General features: G+C 63.9%; 16 protein-coding genes and 1 tRNA gene. 7 read left to right on the top strand and 10 right to left on the bottom strand.

Features of this window, described 5'->3' with window-relative positions; all coding sequences use genetic code 11:
- Positions 1–69 precede the first annotated feature (69 nt).
- From fdhF to mobB, 7 genes are all read right to left on the bottom strand, one after another.
- The gene (fdhF, locus tag M2427_RS33920) at positions 70–2,838 is read right to left on the bottom strand and encodes a formate dehydrogenase subunit alpha (protein WP_280711164.1); all 2,769 of its coding nucleotides are present in this window, start codon (positions 2,836–2,838) and stop codon (positions 70–72) included.
- Entirely contained in the window at positions 2,835–4,544 is a 1,710-nt protein-coding gene (locus tag M2427_RS33925; protein ID WP_280711165.1) for an NADH-ubiquinone oxidoreductase-F iron-sulfur binding region domain-containing protein, read from the bottom strand. Before M2427_RS33925 ends, fdhF begins: the two co-directional genes overlap by 4 nt.
- Before the next feature lie 158 nt (positions 4,545–4,702).
- Entirely contained in the window at positions 4,703–4,990 is a 288-nt protein-coding gene (locus M2427_RS33930; protein WP_280711166.1) for a hypothetical protein, read from the bottom strand.
- A 90-nt stretch (positions 4,991–5,080) separates the two neighbouring features.
- On the bottom strand, positions 5,081–6,736 hold the full coding sequence (locus M2427_RS33935; protein WP_280711167.1) for an OFA family MFS transporter: 1,656 nt from the start codon (positions 6,734–6,736) through the stop codon (positions 5,081–5,083).
- 318 nt (positions 6,737–7,054) lie between these two features.
- Positions 7,055–7,318 carry a sulfurtransferase TusA family protein gene (locus M2427_RS33940; protein WP_280711168.1) on the bottom strand — a complete coding sequence of 88 codons (264 nt, stop codon included), beginning with the start codon at positions 7,316–7,318 and terminating at the stop codon, positions 7,055–7,057.
- A 45-nt stretch (positions 7,319–7,363) separates the two neighbouring features.
- Positions 7,364–8,620: a gephyrin-like molybdotransferase Glp gene (gene glp / locus M2427_RS33945; RefSeq protein ID WP_280711169.1), complete on the bottom strand. Its 1,257-nt coding sequence runs from the start codon at positions 8,618–8,620 to the stop codon at positions 7,364–7,366.
- Between the two features lie 9 nt (positions 8,621–8,629).
- Complete coding sequence (mobB, locus tag M2427_RS33950) at positions 8,630–9,157, bottom strand: molybdopterin-guanine dinucleotide biosynthesis protein B (RefSeq protein ID WP_280711170.1); 528 nt, start codon at positions 9,155–9,157, stop codon at positions 8,630–8,632.
- A 160-nt stretch (positions 9,158–9,317) separates the two neighbouring features.
- Between mobB and fdhD the strand changes: the two genes are divergently transcribed.
- Both fdhD and mobA read left to right on the top strand, forming a co-directional pair.
- Entirely contained in the window at positions 9,318–10,208 is an 891-nt protein-coding gene (fdhD, locus tag M2427_RS33955) for a formate dehydrogenase accessory sulfurtransferase FdhD (protein WP_280711171.1), read from the top strand.
- Positions 10,195–10,869 carry a molybdenum cofactor guanylyltransferase MobA gene (mobA, locus tag M2427_RS33960; protein ID WP_280711172.1) on the top strand — a complete coding sequence of 225 codons (675 nt, stop codon included), beginning with the start codon at positions 10,195–10,197 and terminating at the stop codon, positions 10,867–10,869. Before fdhD ends, mobA begins: the two co-directional genes overlap by 14 nt.
- 44 nt (positions 10,870–10,913) lie before the next feature.
- Here the strand turns inward: mobA and M2427_RS33965 are convergent, their stop codons facing one another.
- A complete protein-coding gene (locus tag M2427_RS33965; protein WP_280711173.1) occupies positions 10,914–12,872 on the bottom strand; it encodes a molybdopterin biosynthesis protein in 1,959 nt (652 codons plus the stop codon).
- Between the two features lies 1 nt (position 12,873).
- The gene (locus M2427_RS33970) at positions 12,874–13,983 is read right to left on the bottom strand and encodes a molybdopterin-binding protein (protein ID WP_280711174.1); all 1,110 of its coding nucleotides are present in this window, start codon (positions 13,981–13,983) and stop codon (positions 12,874–12,876) included.
- Positions 13,984–14,368: 385 nt separating this feature from the next.
- Between M2427_RS33970 and M2427_RS33975 the strand changes: the two genes are divergently transcribed.
- Together M2427_RS33975 and M2427_RS33980 are read left to right on the top strand one after the other, a co-directional pair.
- Positions 14,369–15,262 (top strand): helix-turn-helix transcriptional regulator, encoded by an 894-nt coding sequence (locus M2427_RS33975; protein WP_280711175.1) that lies wholly within the window; start codon positions 14,369–14,371, stop codon positions 15,260–15,262.
- A gap of 105 nt (positions 15,263–15,367) precedes the next feature.
- Positions 15,368–16,582: an ABC transporter substrate-binding protein gene (locus tag M2427_RS33980; RefSeq protein ID WP_280711176.1), complete on the top strand. Its 1,215-nt coding sequence runs from the start codon at positions 15,368–15,370 to the stop codon at positions 16,580–16,582.
- A 108-nt stretch (positions 16,583–16,690) separates the two neighbouring features.
- On the opposite strand, the gene M2427_RS33985 is transcribed toward M2427_RS33980, so the two are convergent.
- Positions 16,691–17,656: a TAXI family TRAP transporter solute-binding subunit gene (locus tag M2427_RS33985; protein ID WP_280711183.1), complete on the bottom strand. Its 966-nt coding sequence runs from the start codon at positions 17,654–17,656 to the stop codon at positions 16,691–16,693.
- Between the two features lie 104 nt (positions 17,657–17,760).
- Between M2427_RS33985 and M2427_RS33990 the strand changes: the two genes are divergently transcribed.
- The 3 genes from M2427_RS33990 (at position 17,761) to M2427_RS34000 (ending at position 20,267) form a co-directional block, all read left to right on the top strand.
- The gene (locus M2427_RS33990; protein ID WP_280711177.1) at positions 17,761–18,735 is read left to right on the top strand and encodes a tripartite tricarboxylate transporter substrate binding protein; all 975 of its coding nucleotides are present in this window, start codon (positions 17,761–17,763) and stop codon (positions 18,733–18,735) included.
- A gap of 336 nt (positions 18,736–19,071) precedes the next feature.
- Positions 19,072–19,147 (top strand) — tRNA-Ile (locus M2427_RS33995).
- Between the two features lie 484 nt (positions 19,148–19,631).
- Positions 19,632–20,267, top strand: a complete 636-nt coding sequence (locus M2427_RS34000) for a hypothetical protein (protein ID WP_280711178.1) — start codon at positions 19,632–19,634, stop codon at positions 20,265–20,267.
- Positions 20,268–20,497: the final 230 nt, after the last annotated feature.

Genomic DNA, 20,497 nt, shown 5'->3' on the forward strand with positions numbered 1-20,497 from the left:
GGTAAGACCGAAATTCCTTTGGCATTTCAACCACCTTTCTACTGTGCATGGGGTTGTTTTCGCCGATGGCTACTCCGCCGCGTCCTGCATCTCCGCGCGTTCGGCGCGCGCGGCACAGAACTTGAACTCCGGGATCTTGCCGAACGGGTCGAGCGCGGGGTTGGTCAAGAGGTTGGCCGCCGCTTCCGCGTAGCAGAACGGCATGAACACCATGTTTTCAGGCACGTCGCGGTCGGAGCGAACCTTGACCTCGACGGCGCCGCGGCGGGTTTCCAGGCGGATGAAATCGCCGGGCACCAGCTTCTTCTTGCGCATGTCCTTGGGCGACATGAACGCGACCGCCTCGGGCTCGATCTGGTCGAGCACCTGCGCACGGCGGGTCATCGAGCCGGTGTGCCAATGCTCCAGCACGCGGCCGGTCGAGAGCACCATCGGATATTCGTCGTCGGGCAGCTCGTCCGGCGGAATCACCTTGGCCGGCACGATCTTGCCGCGGCCGCTCGCGGTCGGGAAGCCCGTGGTAAAGATGATCTCGTTGCCGGGCTTGTCGGGCGCGTCGGCCGGATAGGTGACGGCGCCTTCGCGCAGCAGCCGCTCCCAGCTGATGTTCCTGAGCGAGGGCATCAGCTCCGCCATCTCGGTGTAGACCTCGCCGGGGCCGGAATAGTTCCAGGGCAGCCCCATGCGCTTGCCGATCTCCTGGATGATCCAGAGATCCTGCCGCGCATCGCCGGGCGGCTTGATCACCTGGCGCGCGAGCTGCACGCGACGGTCCGTGTTGGTGAAGGAGCCGTCCTTCTCGGCAAACGCCGACGCCGGCAGGATCACGTCGGCGTGGAACGCGGTCTCTGTGACGAAGAGATCCTGCACCACGAGATGATCGAGCATCGCGAGCGCCTGGCGCGCGTGCTGCAAATCAGGGTCGGACATCGCGGGATTTTCGCCCTCGATATACATGCCCTTGATCTCGCCGGCATGGATCGCGTTCATGATCTCGACCACGGTCAGGCCGCGGACGGGATCGAGATCCTGCTGCCAGAGCTTCTCGAAGCTGCCGCGCAGATCGTCGCGGCCGACCGGCTGGTAGTCCGGCAGGAACATCGGGATCAGGCCGGCGTCGGACGCTCCTTGCACGTTGTTCTGCCCGCGCAGCGGATGCAGGCCAGTGCCGGGGCGGCCGACCTGGCCGGTGATCAGCGCCAGCGCGATCAGGCAGCGCGCATTGTCGGTGCCGTGAACGTGCTGGCTGATGCCCATGCCCCAGAAGATGATCGACGATTTTGCGCGCGCATAGGTGCGCGCCACCTCGCGCAGCGTCTGCGCCGGGATGCCGCAGATCGGCTCCATCTTCTCCGGCGTGAACTCCTTGATCTTCTCCTTGAGGTCCTCGAACCCCTCGGTGTAGCCGGCGATGTACTGATCGTCGGTCAGGCCTTCGGTGATGATCGTGTTGATCATTGCATTCAGCATGGCGACGTCGGCGCCGGGCTTGAACTGCAGATGCTTGGTCGCGTGACGCGACAGCGACTGGCGGCGCGGATCCATCACGAACAGTTTTGCGCCGTTCTGCTTCACCGCGTTCTTGATGAAGGTCGCGGCGACCGGATGGTTCACCGTCGGGTTGGCGCCGATCACCCAGATCACTTCCGCGTCCATCGCCGCCGAGAACGGCGCCGACACCGCGCCCGAGCTCAGACCCTCGAACAGCGCCGCGACCGACGAGGCGTGACACAGACGGGTGCAGTGGTCGACATTGTTGGAGCCGAAGCCGGTACGCACCAGCTTCTGAAAGAGATAGGCTTCCTCGTTCGAGCCCTTGGCCGAACCGAACCCGGCCAGCGCCTTCACGCCCTTCTCGTCACGGATCTTGACGAGGCCTTTGGCAGCGATGTCCAGCGCTTCGTCCCAGCTGGCCTCGCGGAAATGCGTGAAGGGATTTGCGGGATCGACCTGGTCGTTGGAATCCTTCTTCGCATTCGGCAGCCGCACCAGCGGCTTTGTCAGGCGATGCGGATGGTGGATATAGTCGAAGCCGAAGCGGCCCTTGACGCAAAGACGGTTGTGATTGGCCGGACCATCGCGGCCCTCGGCATAGATCACCTTGTCGTCCTTGACCTCATAGGTCACCTGGCAGCCGACGCCGCAGAACGGGCAGAGTGAATCCACCTTCTTGTCGGCGTAGGTCACGCGGGTCTGCTTGTCGTCGAGCATCACGGCCGGCATCAGCGCGCCGGTCGGGCAAGCCTGCACGCATTCGCCGCAGGCGACGCAGGTGGACTCACCCATGGGATCGTCGAAGTCGAACACGATTTTCGAGCCGTGACTCCGATACGCCATGCCGATGACGTCGTTGACCTGCACCTCGCGGCAGGCGCGCACGCAGAGGCCGCATTGGATGCAGGCATCGAGATTGACACGCATCGCCGGATGGCTGGCGTCGGTCTCCCAGCGCTCGGCGGCAGGAAAACGGCTCTCGGTCACGCCCGTGGTCTCGGCCCAGTGCCAGAACTTCGAATCCGGATCGTGGCTGGTCTCGCGCGCCGGCTGGTCGGCGACCAGCAGCTCCATCACCATCTTCTGCGCCGACACCGCACGCGCGCTCTCGGTCTTCACCTTCATGCCGACCGATGGCGTGCGCTTGCAGGACGCCGCGAGAACGCGCTCGCCCTCGATCTCGACCATGCAGGCGCGGCAATTGCCGTCCGGGCGATAATCGGGCGCGGGCGAATGGCACAGATGCGGGATCTCGCGGCCCTGGCGCTTGGCGACCTGCCAGATCGTCTCGCCGGGCTTGGCCTCGACCTGCTTGCCGTCGAGCTCGAACGTAATCTTCGTCATTCGGCCGCTTCCTTGAACTCGTCAGGGAAATATTTGATCACGGAGGACAGCGGATTCGATGCCGCCTGTCCGAGCCCGCAGATCGAGGCATCGCGCATCGCCTGGCTCAATTCTTCCAGAAGAGCGCGGTTCCAGACCGGCTTCTGCATCAGCTGCGCCGCCTTCTGGGTTCCGACGCGGCACGGCGTGCATTGGCCACAACTCTCGTCCTCGAAGAACTTCATCAGGTTCAACGCGGCCGCGCGCACGCTGTCCTTCTGCGACAGGATCACGATCGCCGCCGAACCGATGAAGCAGCCGTATTTCTCCAGCGTGCCGAAATCGAGCGGGATGTCGTCCATCGTTGCAGGCAGAATGCCGCCGGAGGCGCCCCCCGGCAAGTAAGCGTAGAATTGATGGCCGTCGGCCATGCCGCCGCAATATTCCTCGATCAGTTCGCGCACGGTGATGCCCGCCGGCGCGAGCTTCATGCCGGGGCTCTTGACGCGACCCGACACCGAAAAGCTGCGCAGGCCATGGCGTTCATGCCGGCCATTGCCCTTCCACCAATCAGCACCCTTCTCGACGATGTCGCGCACCCACCACAGCGTCTCGATGTTGTTGATCAGCGTCGGCAGGCCGAACAGGCCGACCTGGAACGGATAAGGCGGCTTGTGCCGCGGCAGGCCGCGCTTGCCCTCGATGCTTTCGAGCAGCGAGGATTCCTCGCCGCAGATATAGGCGCCGGCGCCGCGGCGCATGTGGAGCGTGGGGCCGCCCGCCGGGAGCTTGGCGATCTCGCGCTCCAGGATCTCGCGCGAGGCCGGATATTCGTCACGCAGGTAAATGTAGACGTCGGAGGCCTGCACCACATGCGCGCCGATCAGCATGCCCTCGATGAAGCGATGCGGATCGCTTTCGAGATAATAGCGGTCCTTGAACGTACCGGGCTCGCCCTCATCGCCGTTGATCGCCATCAGCCGCGGACCGGGCTCACCGAGCACCGCGCGCCATTTGCGGCCCGTCGGGAAGCCGGCGCCGCCGAGGCCGCGCAGCGAGGCGTCGTCGAGCCCCTTTAACAAATCGTCCGTCGACATCTCTCCGGAGCGCACGCGACCCAGCAGCTTGTAGCCACCGCCAGCGACATAGGCGTCATAGTCAATGTACTTGGGCAGATGCGCGTGCGTGTCGCCGGCCTTGGCGGCCGCCATGACATTGGCGACGGTCGCGTGATCGACGAAGTTGTGGCCGACTTCCGCTGCAGGCGCCGTGTCGCAACGTCCGACGCAAGGCGCGCGCACCACGCGGATGCCGGGACCTGAGGCGCTCTGCAGATCCTCGAGCAGCTTTTCGCCGCCGAGCATCGCGCAGGTCAGCGAGTCGCAGACGCGGATCGTCAGCGGCGCGATGTCGGGCTCGCCTTCCTTCACCACATCGAAATGCGCGTAAAAGGTCGCGGTCTCGAACACTTCGGCGAAGGCGAGCTTCATCTCGTCGGCAAGCGCGGCGAGATGCGCGGCCGAGATCTGGTGATATTTGTCCTGAATGAGATGCAGATATTCGATCAGCAGATCGCGCCGCCGCGGCCTGTCGCCAAGCAGTTGCTCGATCTCGTGCGAGGCGGTCGGATCGACCTGACGACCCTTGGGCGTGGCCTTGGCGCGCCGGCGCCCCTCGCCCGGATGCTCGAACTCTCTGACCTTGTGAACGTCGTCGTTGCTGCTCATGGAAACGCCGCGTTCTCCTCAAAAGCGCGATGATCGAACCGACTCTAATCTCTGGTATGCCAGAGGCAAGAGAGAATCTAGAACGTCTCCATAGTGCTTTAGGGGGCGGGCAGCCGCCCTGCCACACCCCCTCACGCAGACTGCTCGTAGAACCTCCTTCAGGTCTTGCTCATGCAATCCTGGATGTAGAACCAGCGGTCGTCTCCAATCAGCCCTTTGGCCTTCACCTCGGCGCGACACGCCTTCAGCTTCGGCTTGTTGGCCGCCCAGGTGGCCTTCATTTCTTTCAGCTTCTGCATGGTGAGCTTGATCTTGCCCGGCGGCTTGGCGTCGGTCGTCGTCGCGGCAGGCGCCGGTGTCGCAGGTGCCGTTGCAGTCTGCGCAGACGCGGTATGAAGGCTTGCTGCCAGCAGCATGGCGGCAATGCAGATCCGGGTGCGAAGCATAGGAATCCCCCTAGGTCCCATTCTCAATTTGGTCAGGTGAGCATCGCGGGAGGCCGACATGCAGCTTCCCGCGACGATGTGGGCGTGCAATCAGAAGATCTTGATTGCGCTCTCGAGCGTCTTCCAGACGCCCCAAGCCAAGGGAACACCGACGAAAGCCCAGAACAGCGCCGCCTTGGCATCCAGACCGCCCCTGCCGATACCGAACGAGCCATGCTGAATTCCCGCTTCGCTCTTCGCACTGGCCGCCTGCAATCTGGCGACTTCCTCCTCGCTCATATTCCATTTCGGATCGACGGGCTTGATCAGATAGTTACAGATCAAGCCGGCGATCAGCATGGCGCAGAGGATATACATGGTCGTGTTGTACAACTGATCACGCGGTACGCCGGCGGCGAGCTGGAACTCGCGAATGTAGTTCACCACCACCGGACCGATGATGCCCGCCGTAGACCACGCCGTCAGCAGCCGGCCGTGGATGGCCCCGACGAACTGCGTGCCGAACATGTCGGCGAGATAGGCAGGCACGGTCGCAAAGCCACCGCCATACATCGACAGGATGATGCCGAAGCCGACCACGAACAGCAGCTTCGAGCCCATCGCCGCAAAGGTCGGCGCCAGCGCGTAGAGCGCGATGCCAAGCAGGAAGAACGTGTAGTAGGTATTCTTGCGGCCCATGTAGTCAGACAGCGAGGCCCAGAAGAACCTGCCTGCGATGTTGAACAGCGACAAGAGACCAGCAAATCCCGCCGCGATGCCGGCGATGACGGTCTTCTGTTCGGTCGAGAGCTGGCCGAAGGTCAGATCGGGCAGACCGATCAACTTGCCGGCGAAGATCTCCTGTAACATCGGCGAGGCCATGCCGATCACGCCAATGCCCGCCGATACGTTCAGGCACAGCACCCACCAGATCAACCAGAACTGCGGCGTCTTGTGCGCGTTGTCGAGATGCACGTGATGCTCGGTGATCATCGACTTCTTTTCGCTCGGCGGCGTCCAGCCCTCAGGCTGCCAGCCGACCGGTATCACGCGATAGGCGAAGGCGCCGATCATCATGAAGACGAAGTAGATGACGCCCATCGCGACGAACGTCTCCCAGACGCCGACCGAGGTCGGCGTCTTGAAATAGTTGATCAGGAGGTTGGCGAGCGGTGCGCCGATCATGGCACCGCCGCCAAACCCCATGATGGCCATGCCGGTCGCCATGCCGCGACGGTCGGGGAACCACTTCACCAGTGTCGACACCGGCGAGATATAGCCGAGGCCGAGACCGACACCGCCGATCACGCCGCACCCCAGCCACATGATCCAGAGCTGGTGGATGTAGACGCCGAACGCGCCGATCAGAAGACCGCCACCCCAGCAGCAGGCGGCCACTGCCCCTGCCTTGCGCGGTCCGGCGCGCTCGAGCCAGCCGCCCCAGATTGCGGCGGAGACACCCAGCAGCACGAAGAACAACGTGTACATCCACCCCAGGCTCGCGACCTTCCAGTCGCAGGTCGTGGTGAACAGTTCCTGCCACAGCGACATGTCCGGGCACGCCTTGCTCTGCGTGATGCCGATCGCGCGCGATAGCGGCAGCCAGAACACCGAGAAGCCGTAGGCCATGCCAATGCAGAGATGGATGCAGAGCGCGGCTGGCGGCACCAGCCAGCGATTGAAGCCGGCCTTCGCCACCGTATGCTCGCGATCGAAAATTCCTGCACCAGCGCCCGAAATCCTTCCAGCGCTCTCAATTGTCGTCATGCACTCCTCCCCTGCAGTCGCCCTTCTGAGCGAGCCTGCCGCTACGATCCTGTTTCTCAGCCCATTGCAGCGCAGCTGTTGTCCCTGCTGCTCCGCACAATCACCCGACACGCGCCAGGACCGTCACGCGCGTCTGAAAAGTTAACCCCTCGACTGGGGCACTACGCCCGATGCGATTTGCAGGCTTCGTGCGTGGCCCGCTGATCCGCGCATCGCAGACGAGACTCAACCTCCGCGCCCGCGCGGACAAAGTCAATTGGGGCAGAAGCCGTGATCGATGTCGATAGATAAAAGGTCGGTATCGGCGCGGTCACGCGCCTAAGAACGCAGCGCACCATTAGCGCTTCCTATCGTACCATTCGTCTTTTCTATCAAGAACACGATGCGCGCGTCGTTGCGCTCGGTGATCTCCACCGTGTCGCCCGTCTCGCGGATCAGGTTCGGAATGTCAATCACCGACAACGGATCGGTGCAGTGGACTTCGAGCTGGTCACCCGGCTGCAATGGTTTCAGCGCCTTGCGCGTTTTAAGGGCTGGCAAAGGGCATTTGAGCCCCGTGAGATCGAGTGTCGTTCTAGTCATGAGCGCAACATGGCGGGCGGGATCGATGGCGTCAACGCGAGGACCTCAGAGCAGGTCTGCGTAGGACAGGAAACCTACGCTGTCGCCCGGTTCGACGCGCGTGATGTCTTCGCCCAGTTCGATCAGGCCGTTGGTCTCGATCAGTGACGACAGCAGGCCTGCCCCCTCGCGCGGGAACTTGATCACCTCCAGCGCGCCATCCTGTGCGCGGCGCAAGGACGCACGAACGTATTCGCGTCGACCGGTCTTCTTCTTATAGGTGAAGGCGGCACGCAGCGGGATCGGCGTCAGCGGTTCGGGCAGACTGCCGGCGAGCGCCAGAACGGTCGGCCGCACGACATGGACGAAGGTCACGAAGGTCGCGACGGGATTGCCCGGCAGTCCGATCAACGGCGTGCCGCCGATGATGCCCATCGCCACGGGCCGGCCGGGTTTGATCGCCATCCGCCACAGCACCAGCGAGCCGACGCTCTCGACCGCCGCCTTGACGTGGTCCTCCTCGCCGGTCGAGACCCCACCGGTGGTGAGGATCAGATCATGCCGGCCGGCAACCAGCTTCAATGCGTTTGCGAGCGAGGTGCGATCGTCGCGCAGAATGCCGAGATCGGAGACCGCGCAGCCGAGCCGGCGCAACATCGCCATCAGCATGAAGCGGTTGGAATCGAACAACTGCGACGCCGCACGCGGCTCGCCGGGCGAGGCCAGTTCGTCGCCGGTCGAGAACACCGCGACGCGGATGCGCCTGACGACATCGAGTTGCGTCAGGCCAAACGCCGCGGCAAGCGCGACATGTTGCGGCCGCAGCCGCTGGCCGGCACGCAGCGCGACGTGCCCGACAGGGATGTCCTCTCCTGCCGGGCGGACATTGGCGCCAGGCTTCAGCCCGGGTGGAAGCACGACCTTGCCTGATACGTCGATGCGGACGTCTTCCTGCATGAAGACGGTCTCGGCGCCCGGCGGCATCGGCGCGCCCGTGAAGATGCGCGCGGTATGGCCGGGCTTGATCGGCGCTTGCGCAAGGCCGCCGGCCTGGATGCGCCCATCAAGCGGAAAAGCCTGCTCTGCGTTGTGCGGAAGGTCGGCGTTCCCGACGGCGTAGCCATCAACAGCGGAGTTGGTGAAGGGCGGCAACGGCAAGGTAGCGGCGATATCGCGCGCCAGAACACGTCCGTCGGCATCAACCAACGCCACCGTCTCGAGATCGGCAATCGCATTGACGCGGGCCGAGATCAAGCCAACGGCCTCGTCGACCGACATCATCGGTCCACCGAAAGCAAAGCAATCGTCAGACAGTTGCGCCATGATGCCTCGTCAGCGCATCGCCACGCTTCTTGCAACCACTTCCTCGAACGGCATCGCCGCACGCAGCAGCAGTGAAGCCGCAGCCTCGATATCATCGAGATGGACAGTCGGCAGCCGGGTTTCAACCGCAGCGTCGGTCGCAATCCCGGCAATGCCGGGATCATCAGGAAACAGCAGCGGCTTGCCATTGGCGGTCCGATGGACCTCAATCTTGCGATGCGGCTCGCGCTTGAAACCCTCGACCACGACGAGATCGACCGGGGACAGCTTGCTCAGGAGTTCCGGCAGCCGCGGCTCCGCCGCGCCGCGCAATTCGTGCATCAAGGCCCAGCGATTCGACGACGCCACCAGCACCTCGGCGGCGCCGGCCTCGCGGTGGCGCCAGGAATCCTTGCCGGGCACGTCCACGTCGAACTGGTGATGCGCATGCTTGATCACCGAAACTCGTAGACCCATCGCGTTGAAATGCGGGATCAGCCGCGTCAACAGCGTGGTCTTGCCCGCACCGCTCCAGCCCGCAAGGCCGATGACTTTCATAACAGCTCAATCTCCGCCAACGGCTCGCAGGCCGATGGAACCTCCGGCCTCTCCCCGTCATTGCGAGCGAAGCGAAGCAATGACGAGCGCGGAGGCATTTTGCCCATTCCTAGGCATGCTTATATCGGCTTGACCCGAATGTCATGCTAACCTCGCCGCCATGATGAAGATCGATAAAGCCCCGGTGCCGCTAATCGTCCCTGACACGGACGACCCGCGCCTGACCCAGAGCGTGACCGGGACCGACCAGACCGGCGCCAAGGTCGAGATCAAGGTGCCGATGGAGCGGCCACTGACGCTCTACCTGAATTCCCAGGAGATCGTCACGATGATGACGATCGGCGACTATCCGGAATATCTGGCACTCGGCTATCTGCTGAACCAGAACATGCTGAAATACAATGACGCGGTCACCGAGGTCGAATACGACGACGACCTCCAGGTCGTGGTGGTGCGCACCGAGCACCACACCAATTTCGAAGCCAAGCTGAAGAAACGAACCCAGACCTCGGGCTGCGCACAGGGCACCGCTTTCGGCGACCTGCTCGAGGCGGTCGAGAGCGTCGCGCTGCCGAAGGCCGAGCTGCGCACCTCCTGGCTCTACCAGATGACGCAGACCATCAACACCATGCCCTCGCTCTATCTCGAGGCCGGTGCGATCCATGGCTGCGTGCTGTGCAAGGAGGGCGAGCCGCTCTGCTACACCGAGGACGTCGGCCGCCATAACGCCGTCGACAAGATCGCAGGCTGGATGTACCGCCATGGCGTCGATGCCTCCGACAAGATCCTCTACACCACCGGGCGCCTGACTTCGGAGATGGTGATCAAGACAGTGCGGATGGGGATTCCTATCCTGGTGTCACGCTCGGGCTTCACGGCATGGGGTGTCGATCTCGCGCGGCAAGTCGGCCTCACGCTGGTCGGCCGCGCGCGCGGCAAGCGCTTCATCGCGCTCGCCGGCGAAGAACGGATCGTCTACGACCAGAACCTCGACTACGTCGAAGAGGAATCCGCGAAGCACAAGCGCAAGGGCGAAGGTGGTGACGACTAGAATTCCGATAACGCAAGGCGTGCTGCTCGCCGGCGGCCTCGCGCGCCGTATGGGCGGAGGCGACAAGCCGATGCGAACCATCGGTGGCCGCACCATTTTGGAGCGCGTGATCGCACGCCTGTCGCCCCAGTGCGACGGGTTGATCCTCAATGCCAACGGCGATCCCGCGCGTTTCGCGTCGTTCGGCCTGCAGGTCATCGCCGACGACGTGCCCGGCTTTCCAGGTCCGCTCGCGGGCATCCTCGCGGCGCTCGACTGGACCGCGGCGAACCGGCCGGAGATCGAATGGGTGCTCAGCGCCGCCGGCGACTGCCCATTCCTGCCGCGCGATCTCGTCGCGCGGCTACATGAGGCGCGCCAGCGCGAGAACGCGCAGCTTGCGGTCGCCGCATCCGGCAACCAGTCGCATCCAGTGATCGGCCTGTGGCGCGTCGCCTTGCGCGACGAGCTGCGTCACGCGCTGGTCGACGAAGATCTCCGCAAGATCGATCGCTGGACCGCGCGCTATTCGCTGGCGACGGTGAGATGGCCGGCCGAGCCGCTCGATCCGTTCTTCAATGCCAACACAGTCGAAGACATTGCCGAAGCCGAGCGGCTCGCGGAAGCCGAAGAACGAGAGCGCGCCGCTCAAGCCGCCAGCGGCACTAACCAGACGTCGTAGCCGTAGACCCCAACAACCTATGTCGCGCGCGGCTTGGCGGTCGTCTACGAGGGCCGAAATCCCGCTCGTTCCAGTGCAGCCCGCGCCTCGTCTGTGCCGAGTGCGGCGAGGAACGCCTGCACGGCCGACCGCGGCTTGCGCGCTGTTACGAGCGCAAAGTCATAGTGCTCTTCCGCGAGCGGAATGAAACCGAGGCCGACCGCATGGGCGACCGGCGCAATGGTCATGCCCCAATCGGCGCGATTTTGCGCGACGGCGGTTGCGACCGCATTATGCGAGCGTGGCTGATTCCAATAGCCGTCCGGACGGGCGCCGGCGAGCAATCGGTCGATCAGAATGCGCGTGCCCGCACCCTGGTTGCGGTTGACCATGATGCAGTCGCGATCGGCGAGCGCGAATGCGATCGCTTCCTTCGCCCCGCGCCCTTCGAAACGCTTGTCGCCCTTGCGGAAGACAATTCCCTGCATCCGCCGCCAGCCCGGCACGAGCTCGAGCCCCTCGGCAAGATAAGGCGTGTTGTAGGTTTCGCTCTTGTCGTCGAACAAATGGATCGGCGCGAGATCGCATTCACCGCGCTTTGCGGCAGCAAGTCCGCCGAGGCTGCCGACCGCGATCGAGCGCACAGTCAGGCCCGCATGGGCTAAGCGGGCGGTAACGAGGTCGAGGCCGGTGCAATGGCTGCCGACGATGACGAGATCGGGCACGCGGACATGCGGCGTGAACAGCGTCACCTCGGCCTCGGTCCCCGCCGGCATCTGGTCGGCAAGCGCGTCGATCCGCAGAAAACCGTCGGCCTGCGCGAACGACGTGATTGCGCCCGAGCCCTTACCGGAGGGGTAGGCGATCAGGCCGTCCCTGCCCTCGACCAGCGAGACCATGACGAATTCGGCGCGGCCGAGCTCGGAGGCGATGCGCACCGGCACGGTCGCGCTCACCTTGGCATCGGAGCGCGGTGGCAGTCCGGCCATTTGGCGCAGCGCCGGCACGATCATGTCGTGGAAGGTGAACATCGCCGAGGTCGGAAAGCCCGGCAGGATCACCACCGGCTTGCCGTCGCAAACCGCGAGACACAGCGGCTTGCCCGGCTTGAGCGCAACGCCATGCGCGATGATACCGGGCTGGCCAAGCCGGCCGATGATGCGATGAGACAGGTCGCCAGCGCCTTTCGACGTGCCGCCTGACAGCACCAGCATGTCGGCATCTTTGAGAGCGCCGCGCATGGCGGCCTCGAGCTTGGCTTCATCATCGGGAATGGCGCCGAGGAAAACCGCCTCGCCGCCGTTCTCGTCGATCGCGGCTGCGACGATCGCACCGTTCGTATCGTAAATCGCGGCGGGCGCAAGCGCGCCGCCGGGCTGTACGAGTTCATCGCCGGTCGAAATCACCGCAACGCGCGGCTTGCGGGCAACTTTCACTTCGGCGACGCCACAAGCTGCCAGCATACCGATCTCGCGCGAGCCGATGATCGTGCCCGCGCGCAGCAACGCTTCGCCGCGCGCAATATCTGAGCCGGCGTAGGACACGAATTGCCCGGGAGACACCGCGCGGCGAACCTCGATCGCATCGGAGCCGCTCGGCTGGGTATGCTCGACCATAACGACGGCGTCGGCGCCCCGCGGCAAAGGTCCTCCAGTCGCAATTGGTGTTGCGGTTCCCGTTGCGACCTGCAGCGTCGGAGCGATGCCGCAGCGAATGGTCTCGCCGTTCAGCACGAGATTCACGGGCGCGCCTTCTCCGGCGGCTGAAATGTCCGACGAGCGCACCGCAAAGCCGTCGACATTGGAACGGTCGAACGGCGGCACGTCGATCGGCGCGGTAATGTCTTCAGCGAGTGCTGCGCCAAGCGCATCGACAAGCTTGCGCCGCTCGCTTGGGATTGCACGCGGGAACAGCGCCGTCTCGAAGCGAGCCAAGGCCTCCTCGCGCGAGAGGATCTTGAGAAATTGCTCCTGCTCGAGCGCGCGGTGTGGCGGCTTTGGGATCATCGTCATGCCGGAACTCATATCATTCCCGCATCAAGTAAGCATCGACCGGCTCGCCCGCCGCAAATCCCTCGTCACTGGCGGGAATGAGCAGCCATGCATCGGCGCGGGCGATGGCCTGGAGCGGCCATTCGCCGACGGCAAGCGGCATCCACGCTTTATGGTCCTCGGCCAGCAGAGCGATCTCCGCAAGACCGACGCTCGATGCGATCTTGCGCGCGAGCGGGAAAGTGACCGTGCGGCGGGACAGACGTGCGGACAATTTGTCGATGAGAGGGAGCACCAACGCAAGCCAGGCCGCGAGCGCCGAACCGGGCGAGCCCGGCAAGGCGACAACGGGAACCTTTCCAAGCCGCCCAACGGCTGCAGTGCGCCCAGGCTGGAGCGCAAGGCCATGGGCGAGTTCCGCTCCGCACTCAGTCAGTGCCGTCACCGCAAAATCCGCGCGACCGACGCCGCTGCCGCCGATCGTCAGCAGGATATCGCAGGCGGAAACGTCGAGTGTCTCCGCGATCGATACCGCATCTCGCGCGCCCGCGTCATGCGCGCTCGCATCCAATCCTGCCGCACATGCGAGGTCGGCGATCATCTGCATCGTCGCGGTCGAGTCGCAGGGTACATTCACGATACGCAAACGCGGCCGCCTGACGCTCAACTTTTCGTAACCGGCAACGCGTGCCGGCAAAAGCGCTGCTGCTCCTACAGGATATCCCTCGACAGTCGCGGGCGAGTTGTCTGCGACGTCGCTGCCGGCGCGCCCAACGCCCTGCCCCGGAACGCCCTCCGCCAGCACCTGGGCGAGCGGACCCGACACCTCGACCGCGTCGGCGTCGAGCACGCAATCGCATCCCATGGGCATAACGTCGCCGGCATCGACCCAGGACGGAAGCTCGGTCAGAGGCAGCGGCGAATAGGAGGACGCACCGACGAGATCGTTGGCGCTGAGCGCCCAGCCATCCACGGCGGCGATGTCGCGCGGCGGTCGGGCAGGCAGCAACGGCATCCCCGCCGAGATACAGCCAACCGCTTCTCGCAGCGGCAATTCGATCGGCACGACCGGATCAACGTCTCGCAGGAGCGCGGCAAGCGCAGTGCCGAGCGGCGTCAGCGATGGCGGCAGGCGCTGGGTCATGCCTCATGGTGGACCATGCACCGCGCGGTTTGGCAACCGCTCGTGCCTCCGCCGTCATCCCGCCCCGGACATGGCACCTGACCTTGCCCGCTACTGAAAGGCAAGTTCGCGACGCGCCTGTGACCGCGCAAAGACGAGCCGGTCGGGATATTTCGGCAATGAACCAATCGGTACGCTGATTGAAACCGCGCCCATCATGGTGGGCCGCAAGGTCCGCAACCATTCGAGCCTCACAGGAATCCTCAACCAAAATCGAAACACGCGTCAGGATGTGTTGCAAAGCAACGAGATCATCAGGCATGGTCCGCGCGGACAAAAATCGAAGTGCAGAATTCCACCTGCGTTGAACGTCAAAAAGAAGCAAGAATTTGCATAGGAATGCAGGATGGAATTCCTGACGACCAGCGAAGCCGCTGACTATCTCCGTCTCGGCGAACGCAAGCTCTACGAACTCGTCACCAACGGCGCGATCCCCTGCACCAAGGTAACAGGCAAGTGGCTCTTCCCGCGGCACGAGCTCGATCTCTGGGTGCTCTCGGGCATGGCGCGCCCGGCCGGCATGCGGACGGCGGAGCCGCCGCCGGTGGTCGGCGGCAGCCAGGATGAACTGCTGGACTGGAGCCTGCGTGAATCCGGCTCGGGCCTTGGCTTCATGACCGAGGGCAGTGCACGCGGGCTCGAACGGCTGCAGCGCGACGAGGTGATGGCGGTCGCGATGCACTTCCACGGCCTCGATGCCGAAGGCAACCTCGCCGCTGATGCCAGCGTGGCGGCACTGCGGGACGCGCCGGACCTGCATGATGCGCTGCTGGTCGCCTTCGTGCGCCGCGAGCAGGGTCTGGTGCTGCCGCCGGGTAATCCGAAGCGGCTGCGCGGTCTCGCCGACGTACTGGCACTCGGCGCCAAAGTCGCGATGCGACAGCAGGGCACGGGCGCCCAGATGCTGCTCGATACGCTGCTGGCGCGCGCGGGCGCCTCGGTGCGTGATCTGCGACGGGTCGAGACGCCTGCTCTCACCGGGCCTGATCTTGCCGAGGTAGTCCGTGCCGGCCAAGCCGATTGCGGCGTCGCGACGCGCGCGGCGGCGCGCTCGGCTGGGCTCGATTTTGTGCCGCTGGTCTGGGAAAATTTTGACCTCGCGATGCGGCAGCGCAGCTATTTCCGCCCGGCCATGCAGGCCCTGATCCGGTTCCTCAGCGAACGGCGGTTGCGCCAGCGCGCCGAGGAACTCACCGGCTACGATCCCTCGCCTGCCGGCCAGATCCGCTTCGCGGCCTGAGATTGACGCCCACCCCGAAATAGTTGCAAAAGAAACCAATTCAGCCGGGCCTATACCCGGCATGGGCAACTTTCGGCCAACGCGCCGAACCACGGGAGGACAAGCGTGAATCCAATGAAATTTGGACTGCCGGTCGCGGCCGCCTTGGCGGCGGTGTTGCTGTCGGGCACCGCTTCGGCGCAGGTGTCCGACGACGTCGTCAAGATCGGCGTGCTCACCGACATGAACGGCCCGGCCTCCGCGCCGACCGGCCAGGGCTCGGTGACGGCGGCGCAGATGGCGATCGACGATTTCGGCGGGACCGTGCTCGGCAAGCCGATCAGCATCGTGATCGGGGACCACCAGCTCAAGGCCGATGTCGGCGGCGCCATCGCGCGGCGCTGGTACGACGTCGACCAGGTCGATTTGATCGTCGACGTGCCGGTCTCCGCCGTGGGTCTCGCCGTGCAGAACATCGCCAACGAGAAGAAGAAGCTGTTCATCACCCACTCGACCGGCACGGCCGATTTCCACGGCAAGTTCTGCTCGCCCTACGCCATGCAATGGGTGTTCGACACCCGCGCGCTCGCGGTCGGCACCGCGGACGCGGTGATCAAGCGCGGCGGCGACAGCTGGTTCTTCATCACCGACGACTATGCGTTCGGCCACTCGCTGGAACGCGACGCATCGAGCGTCATCACCGCCAGTGGCGGCAAGGTGCTGGGCTCGGTGAAGCCGCCGCTGGCAACGCCCGACCTCTCCTCCTTCGTGCTGCAGGCGCAGGCCTCCAAGGCCAAGATCATCGGCATTGCGGCAGGTCCCCCGAACAACATGAACGAGATCAAGACCGGATCGGAGTTCGGCGTGTTCAAGGGCGGCCAGCAGATGGCGGCGCTGCTCGCGCTGATCACCGACATCCACGGCCTTGGCCTGCAGGCAGCCCAGGGCCTGTTGCTGACGACCTCGTTCTATTGGGACATGGACGACAAGACCCGCGAATGGTCGAAGCGCTATTTCGCCAAGATGAACAAGATGCCGACGATGTGGCAGGCCGGCGTCTATTCGTCAGTGATCCACTATCTCAACGCCATCAAGGAAACCGGCACCGACGATCCGCTCAAGGTCGCCGCCGCCATGCGTGCCAAGCCGGTCGAGGATTTCTTCGCCCGCAACGGCAAGCTTCGCGACGACAATCTGATGGTGCACGACCTCTGGCTGGTGCAGGTGAAGACGCCGGAGGAAAGCAAATATCCGTGGGACTATTACAAGATCCTCACCACGATTTCCGGCGACAAGGCGTTTGGGCCGCCGGACCCGGCCTGTCCGCTGGTGAAGAAGTGACGATCGCTTAGAGCGATCGTCATTCCGGGATGGTCCGAAGGACCAGACCCGGAATCTCGAGATTCCGGGCTCGGTGCTGCGCACCGCCCCGGAATGACCGCTACGCGGTCACTTCACCACCCCGATCTCGCGAAAATACTTCGTCACGCCGGGATGAATCAGCTCCGGCCTCAGTGCGGCGGCGACGGTGTTCGCCGCTGTGGTCTCGCAGGCCTGCGCGAGCTTCTTGCAGAAATCCGCCTCGACGCCGTGCAGCGCCTTCGCCAGACGATAGGCGACATCGTCAGGCAGATCCTCGCGCGTCAGCACAAAGCTCCAGGAGCCGAGCGAGGCGATCGGCTCGCTCTGTTTCGGGTAGCTGCCGGCCGGCACCGTCAGGGGTTTCAGGAATGCATGCTTGGCGCGGATGCGGGTGATCTCCTCTGCGCTCGGCGCGATGAAGCGCGCGCCTGAAGCGCTCGAGGCCACCGCGGCAAAGCCGGGCCAGCCGATGCCCGCGCCCCAGAGCGCGGCCACGCGGCCGTCCTCGACCATCGCGGGGCCGTCGCCGGCACGGTCGAGATAGATGGCCTTGAAGTCCTCGTCCTGCTTCAGGCCGAGACCGTCGAGCACATAGCGCGCGAGGATCGGCAGGCCTGAACCCTTGGCGCCGAACGCGACCGGCTGCCCCACGAGATCGTCGATGGTCTTGTAGGGACTGTCCGCGCGCACCACGAACATGCCGGGATTGGAATAGATCGCGGTGAGGATCTTCAGCGCCACCTTCGCGCGGCCGATGCTGGCGAAGGCCTCGTAGGCCGGCTCGCCGGCAACGAGCGCGAGATCGAGCTCGCCCTTCTCCAGCAGCGGAATGTTTTCGTTGCTGCCCTTGGTGTTGCGCGGGGCAATGATGAGCGTGCTGTCTGCCGCATTCATCACCTCCGCAAAGGCGTTGCCATAAAGCGGGAACCCGCCGCCCGGCGTCGCGGTCCCCAAGCTGATCGTTGTGGCGGAAATGACCTTGCCTCCGGTTTGGGCAGCAGCGGGGCTCGCAAGCAGCGCCATGCTGAGAAGGATAGTCCTTACGAATTTCATCATCGGTCCGGCTGCGCCTGCGTCAACATCGACTTGAGGCGATGTAGGCAGCGGGCGGTTTTTGTGAAAGCATGGCTCTCAACAATAAAGCAATGGGAGGCGACATGTTGCGAATTTTACGGGGCGCTGTTTGCGGGCTGGTTTTTCTTCTCACGCTTTTCAGCGCTTCGCCTCCCGCCTCCGCCGCCTACCCCGACCGTCCCGTGCACTGGCTGATCGGCTTTGCCGCCGGCGGCCCGGTCGACATCGTCGCACGCATCATGGCGCAGGCGCTGTCGGACCGGCTCGGCCAGCAATTCATCGTCGAGAACCGCACCGGCTCCGGCGGCAACATCGCGGCCGCGGCTGCGATCAACTCAGCCCCCGACGGCTACACGCTGTTGTTCGTCGCGCCCAACAACGCGATCTCGACCTCGCTCTACAAGAAGCTGCCGTTCGACTTCCTGCGCGACACCACGCCGGTCGCGAGCATCATGCAGCTCACCAACATGCTGGTCGTCTCCAACGCGATGCCGGTGAAGACGGTCCAGGAGTTCATCGACTATTGCAAGGCCAACCCCGGCAAGATCTCGTTCGCCTCGTCGGGCAACGGCACTTCGGTGCACATGTCGGCGGAGCTGTTCAAGGCGATGACCAAGTGCGACATGGTGCACGTGCCTTATCGGGGATCGGCGATCGCCTTCCCCGACATCATCTCCAACAAGGTGCAGCTGATCTTCGACAACCTGCCTTCCGCGCTCGAGCAGTCGCGCGGCGGCACTGTCCGCGCACTCGGCGTGACCTCGCCGCAGCGCTGGCCCGCATTGCCCGACGTGCCGGCGATCGCCGAGACCGTGCCGGGCTTCGAATCGGTCGGCTTCTACGGCATCTCCGCGCCGAAGGGCACGCCGGGCGACATCGTCGAGCTCCTCAACAAGACGGTCAACGAGGCGCTGAAGGACCCCAAGGTGGTGGCGCGGCTGACCGAGAATGGCGGCATCCCCAAGCCGATGACACCGGCCGAGTTCGGCAAGCTCGTCGCAGACGAGACCGACAAGTGGCGCAAGGTCGTGGAGTTCGCCGGGGTCTCGGTGGACTGAGCGGCGGCCACGGCCCATCGCGAGCCGGCGAGACATGAGGGGGCCTTGCGGGCCCCTTCCGTCAGACGCGAAAACAACCCCATGCACAGTAGAAAAGTCACGCGATTCCAGCGGGTTACGGCATCGAAATTGAACACCACCCAAAAAGCGTTTGTTCCGTCGGGCAAAACAGGCGTATAAGGGCATCATCGCAAAATTCGGAAATTTGAAAATCATCGACGTCATCGCGCCGGCGGTTTCACGTCACCCGTCCCGGCATTGCACCCCCGCCTCCATCCCTGTAAACGAACCGCGCACCGTTGCCGGCCCCGCGTTCCCGCGAGCCGTCCCGCGGCGGGGCCTGTAGCTCAATGGTTAGAGCCGGCCGCTCATAACGGTCTGGTTGCAGGTTCGAGTCCTGCCGGGCCCACCAGCCTTCGCTCGCTTCGCGAGCTTCGGCTCGGCAAGCCAGTGCCACACATCAGAAGCGAAGCGAGTGAAGGCTGCCGCGCCGAAGCCCTGAGGGCGAAGGCGGGCTGGACCGATAAGGGCGAAGCGTGTCCGGCATAGCTGGAGCGGAGCGGAAGCGAAGACGGACTGTTGCTGCGAGCTTCGGCTCGGCGAGCCAGCCGCTACACGTCAGAAGCGAAGCACGCGAAGGCTACCGTGCCGAAGCCCTGGGAACGAAAGCGTAGGGCCCGCGTCACCACGAGCAGGACCGCTCTGCTGGCACGGTCATCCTCGGTGAGGTGCGCTACGTCACTCAAACTCGCAATGACCACACTTGCTATCAACCAAATGCGCTGTCACCCACTACCTCGCCCCCAGAGCCAATTGAATGCACCGTCATCGGAACTCCGTCCGCCTGGCTGCACGCTTGAATTGAACTGATACTCTAGTCTTTTTTTGGGGGGATTATGACGCTGGACAAGTCCAAAGCTCGACTCGATTCAAGCGAATATCTGACCGGCTCAGTGGCCGAACGCTTTCGAATCCTACTTCGTACCGGCCACTTCTCGATTGTCGCCCTTTCCGGCGCCGCTCTTGTTATTGCTTACCTTGCCTTCGTCATGGTCGCCGCCTCGAATTGCCGTAACCTCAATCCACGAGAGACAAAGATTTCAAGCCTTGCTCAAGCTGCATCGGATCAACTCGGCGAGGCCGACAACTACGTACTGAAACTGAAGAGTCAGAATGCAACGATCGATCCAACCTTACAAAAGGTTTGGCAACTCGTGACATCGTCGCGATCGGTCGTGCGGAATATCCAAGGACAGTTGAACGGCTGCCATTGGGAAGACGCCCTGAGCCAATTCAATTTGATTGCATCCGCATACGCAGATTCGCCGACAGACAATCGAGTCTTGGGCATTCAAGGGAAGCAGTGGGTACTAGGCGTTATGCTTCTCGCTCTAACCGCGGCGTTCATCGTGTCGATATGCGCGATCTTTAAGACCACGAATCCTGACGTTTTACGCTTCGCTTTTGACACCGTTAAAACGCTGCTCGGCTTCTTTATCGGCGTTGCGACGACACTAATCGGATCGACCTAGCAGCCATGAGAGCGCTCCATGGCGTAGACCATACATTCTTTTGGTTTCGGTGACTGCGCACTCAATAGCGACGACCGGGGAGATACAATTGGTGCAGCGGCCAAGCCCTAGGTTGTTACTGGGTTGTTACGGTGACAGTGCTGGACTGCACCCCTGAACTGAGACACGATAATTACAGTGACAGCGGGGTTGTCACGATGCGTTACCGCGCATTGTTTTGCGCGAAGGCG

Source organism: Bradyrhizobium sp. BR13661 (genome assembly GCF_029892425.1).
GTDB lineage: Bacteria > Pseudomonadota > Alphaproteobacteria > Rhizobiales > Xanthobacteraceae > Bradyrhizobium.

What these genes read in the sequence shown, in the direction of transcription:
- M2427_RS33965 (WP_280711173.1), bottom strand. Translation starts at nt 12,872, where the DNA reads ATGAGTTCCGGCATGACGATGATCCCAAAGCCGCCACACCGCGCGCTC.
- fdhF (WP_280711164.1), bottom strand. Translation starts at nt 2,838, where the DNA reads ATGACGAAGATTACGTTCGAGCTCGACGGCAAGCAGGTCGAGGCCAAG.
- glp (WP_280711169.1), bottom strand. Translation starts at nt 8,620, where the DNA reads ATGGCGCAACTGTCTGACGATTGCTTTGCTTTCGGTGGACCGATGATG.
- M2427_RS33990 (WP_280711177.1), top strand. Translation starts at nt 17,761, where the DNA reads ATGTTGCGAATTTTACGGGGCGCTGTTTGCGGGCTGGTTTTTCTTCTC.
- mobB (WP_280711170.1), bottom strand. Translation starts at nt 9,157, where the DNA reads ATGAAAGTCATCGGCCTTGCGGGCTGGAGCGGTGCGGGCAAGACCACG.
- M2427_RS33940 (WP_280711168.1), bottom strand. Translation starts at nt 7,318, where the DNA reads ATGACTAGAACGACACTCGATCTCACGGGGCTCAAATGCCCTTTGCCA.
- M2427_RS33925 (WP_280711165.1), bottom strand. Translation starts at nt 4,544, where the DNA reads ATGAGCAGCAACGACGACGTTCACAAGGTCAGAGAGTTCGAGCATCCG.
- M2427_RS33970 (WP_280711174.1), bottom strand. Translation starts at nt 13,983, where the DNA reads ATGACCCAGCGCCTGCCGCCATCGCTGACGCCGCTCGGCACTGCGCTT.
- M2427_RS33985 (WP_280711183.1), bottom strand. Translation starts at nt 17,656, where the DNA reads ATGAAATTCGTAAGGACTATCCTTCTCAGCATGGCGCTGCTTGCGAGC.
- fdhD (WP_280711171.1), top strand. Translation starts at nt 9,318, where the DNA reads ATGATGAAGATCGATAAAGCCCCGGTGCCGCTAATCGTCCCTGACACG.
- M2427_RS33935 (WP_280711167.1), bottom strand. Translation starts at nt 6,736, where the DNA reads ATGACGACAATTGAGAGCGCTGGAAGGATTTCGGGCGCTGGTGCAGGA.
- M2427_RS33975 (WP_280711175.1), top strand. Translation starts at nt 14,369, where the DNA reads ATGGAATTCCTGACGACCAGCGAAGCCGCTGACTATCTCCGTCTCGGC.
- M2427_RS34000 (WP_280711178.1), top strand. Translation starts at nt 19,632, where the DNA reads ATGACGCTGGACAAGTCCAAAGCTCGACTCGATTCAAGCGAATATCTG.
- M2427_RS33930 (WP_280711166.1), bottom strand. Translation starts at nt 4,990, where the DNA reads ATGCTTCGCACCCGGATCTGCATTGCCGCCATGCTGCTGGCAGCAAGC.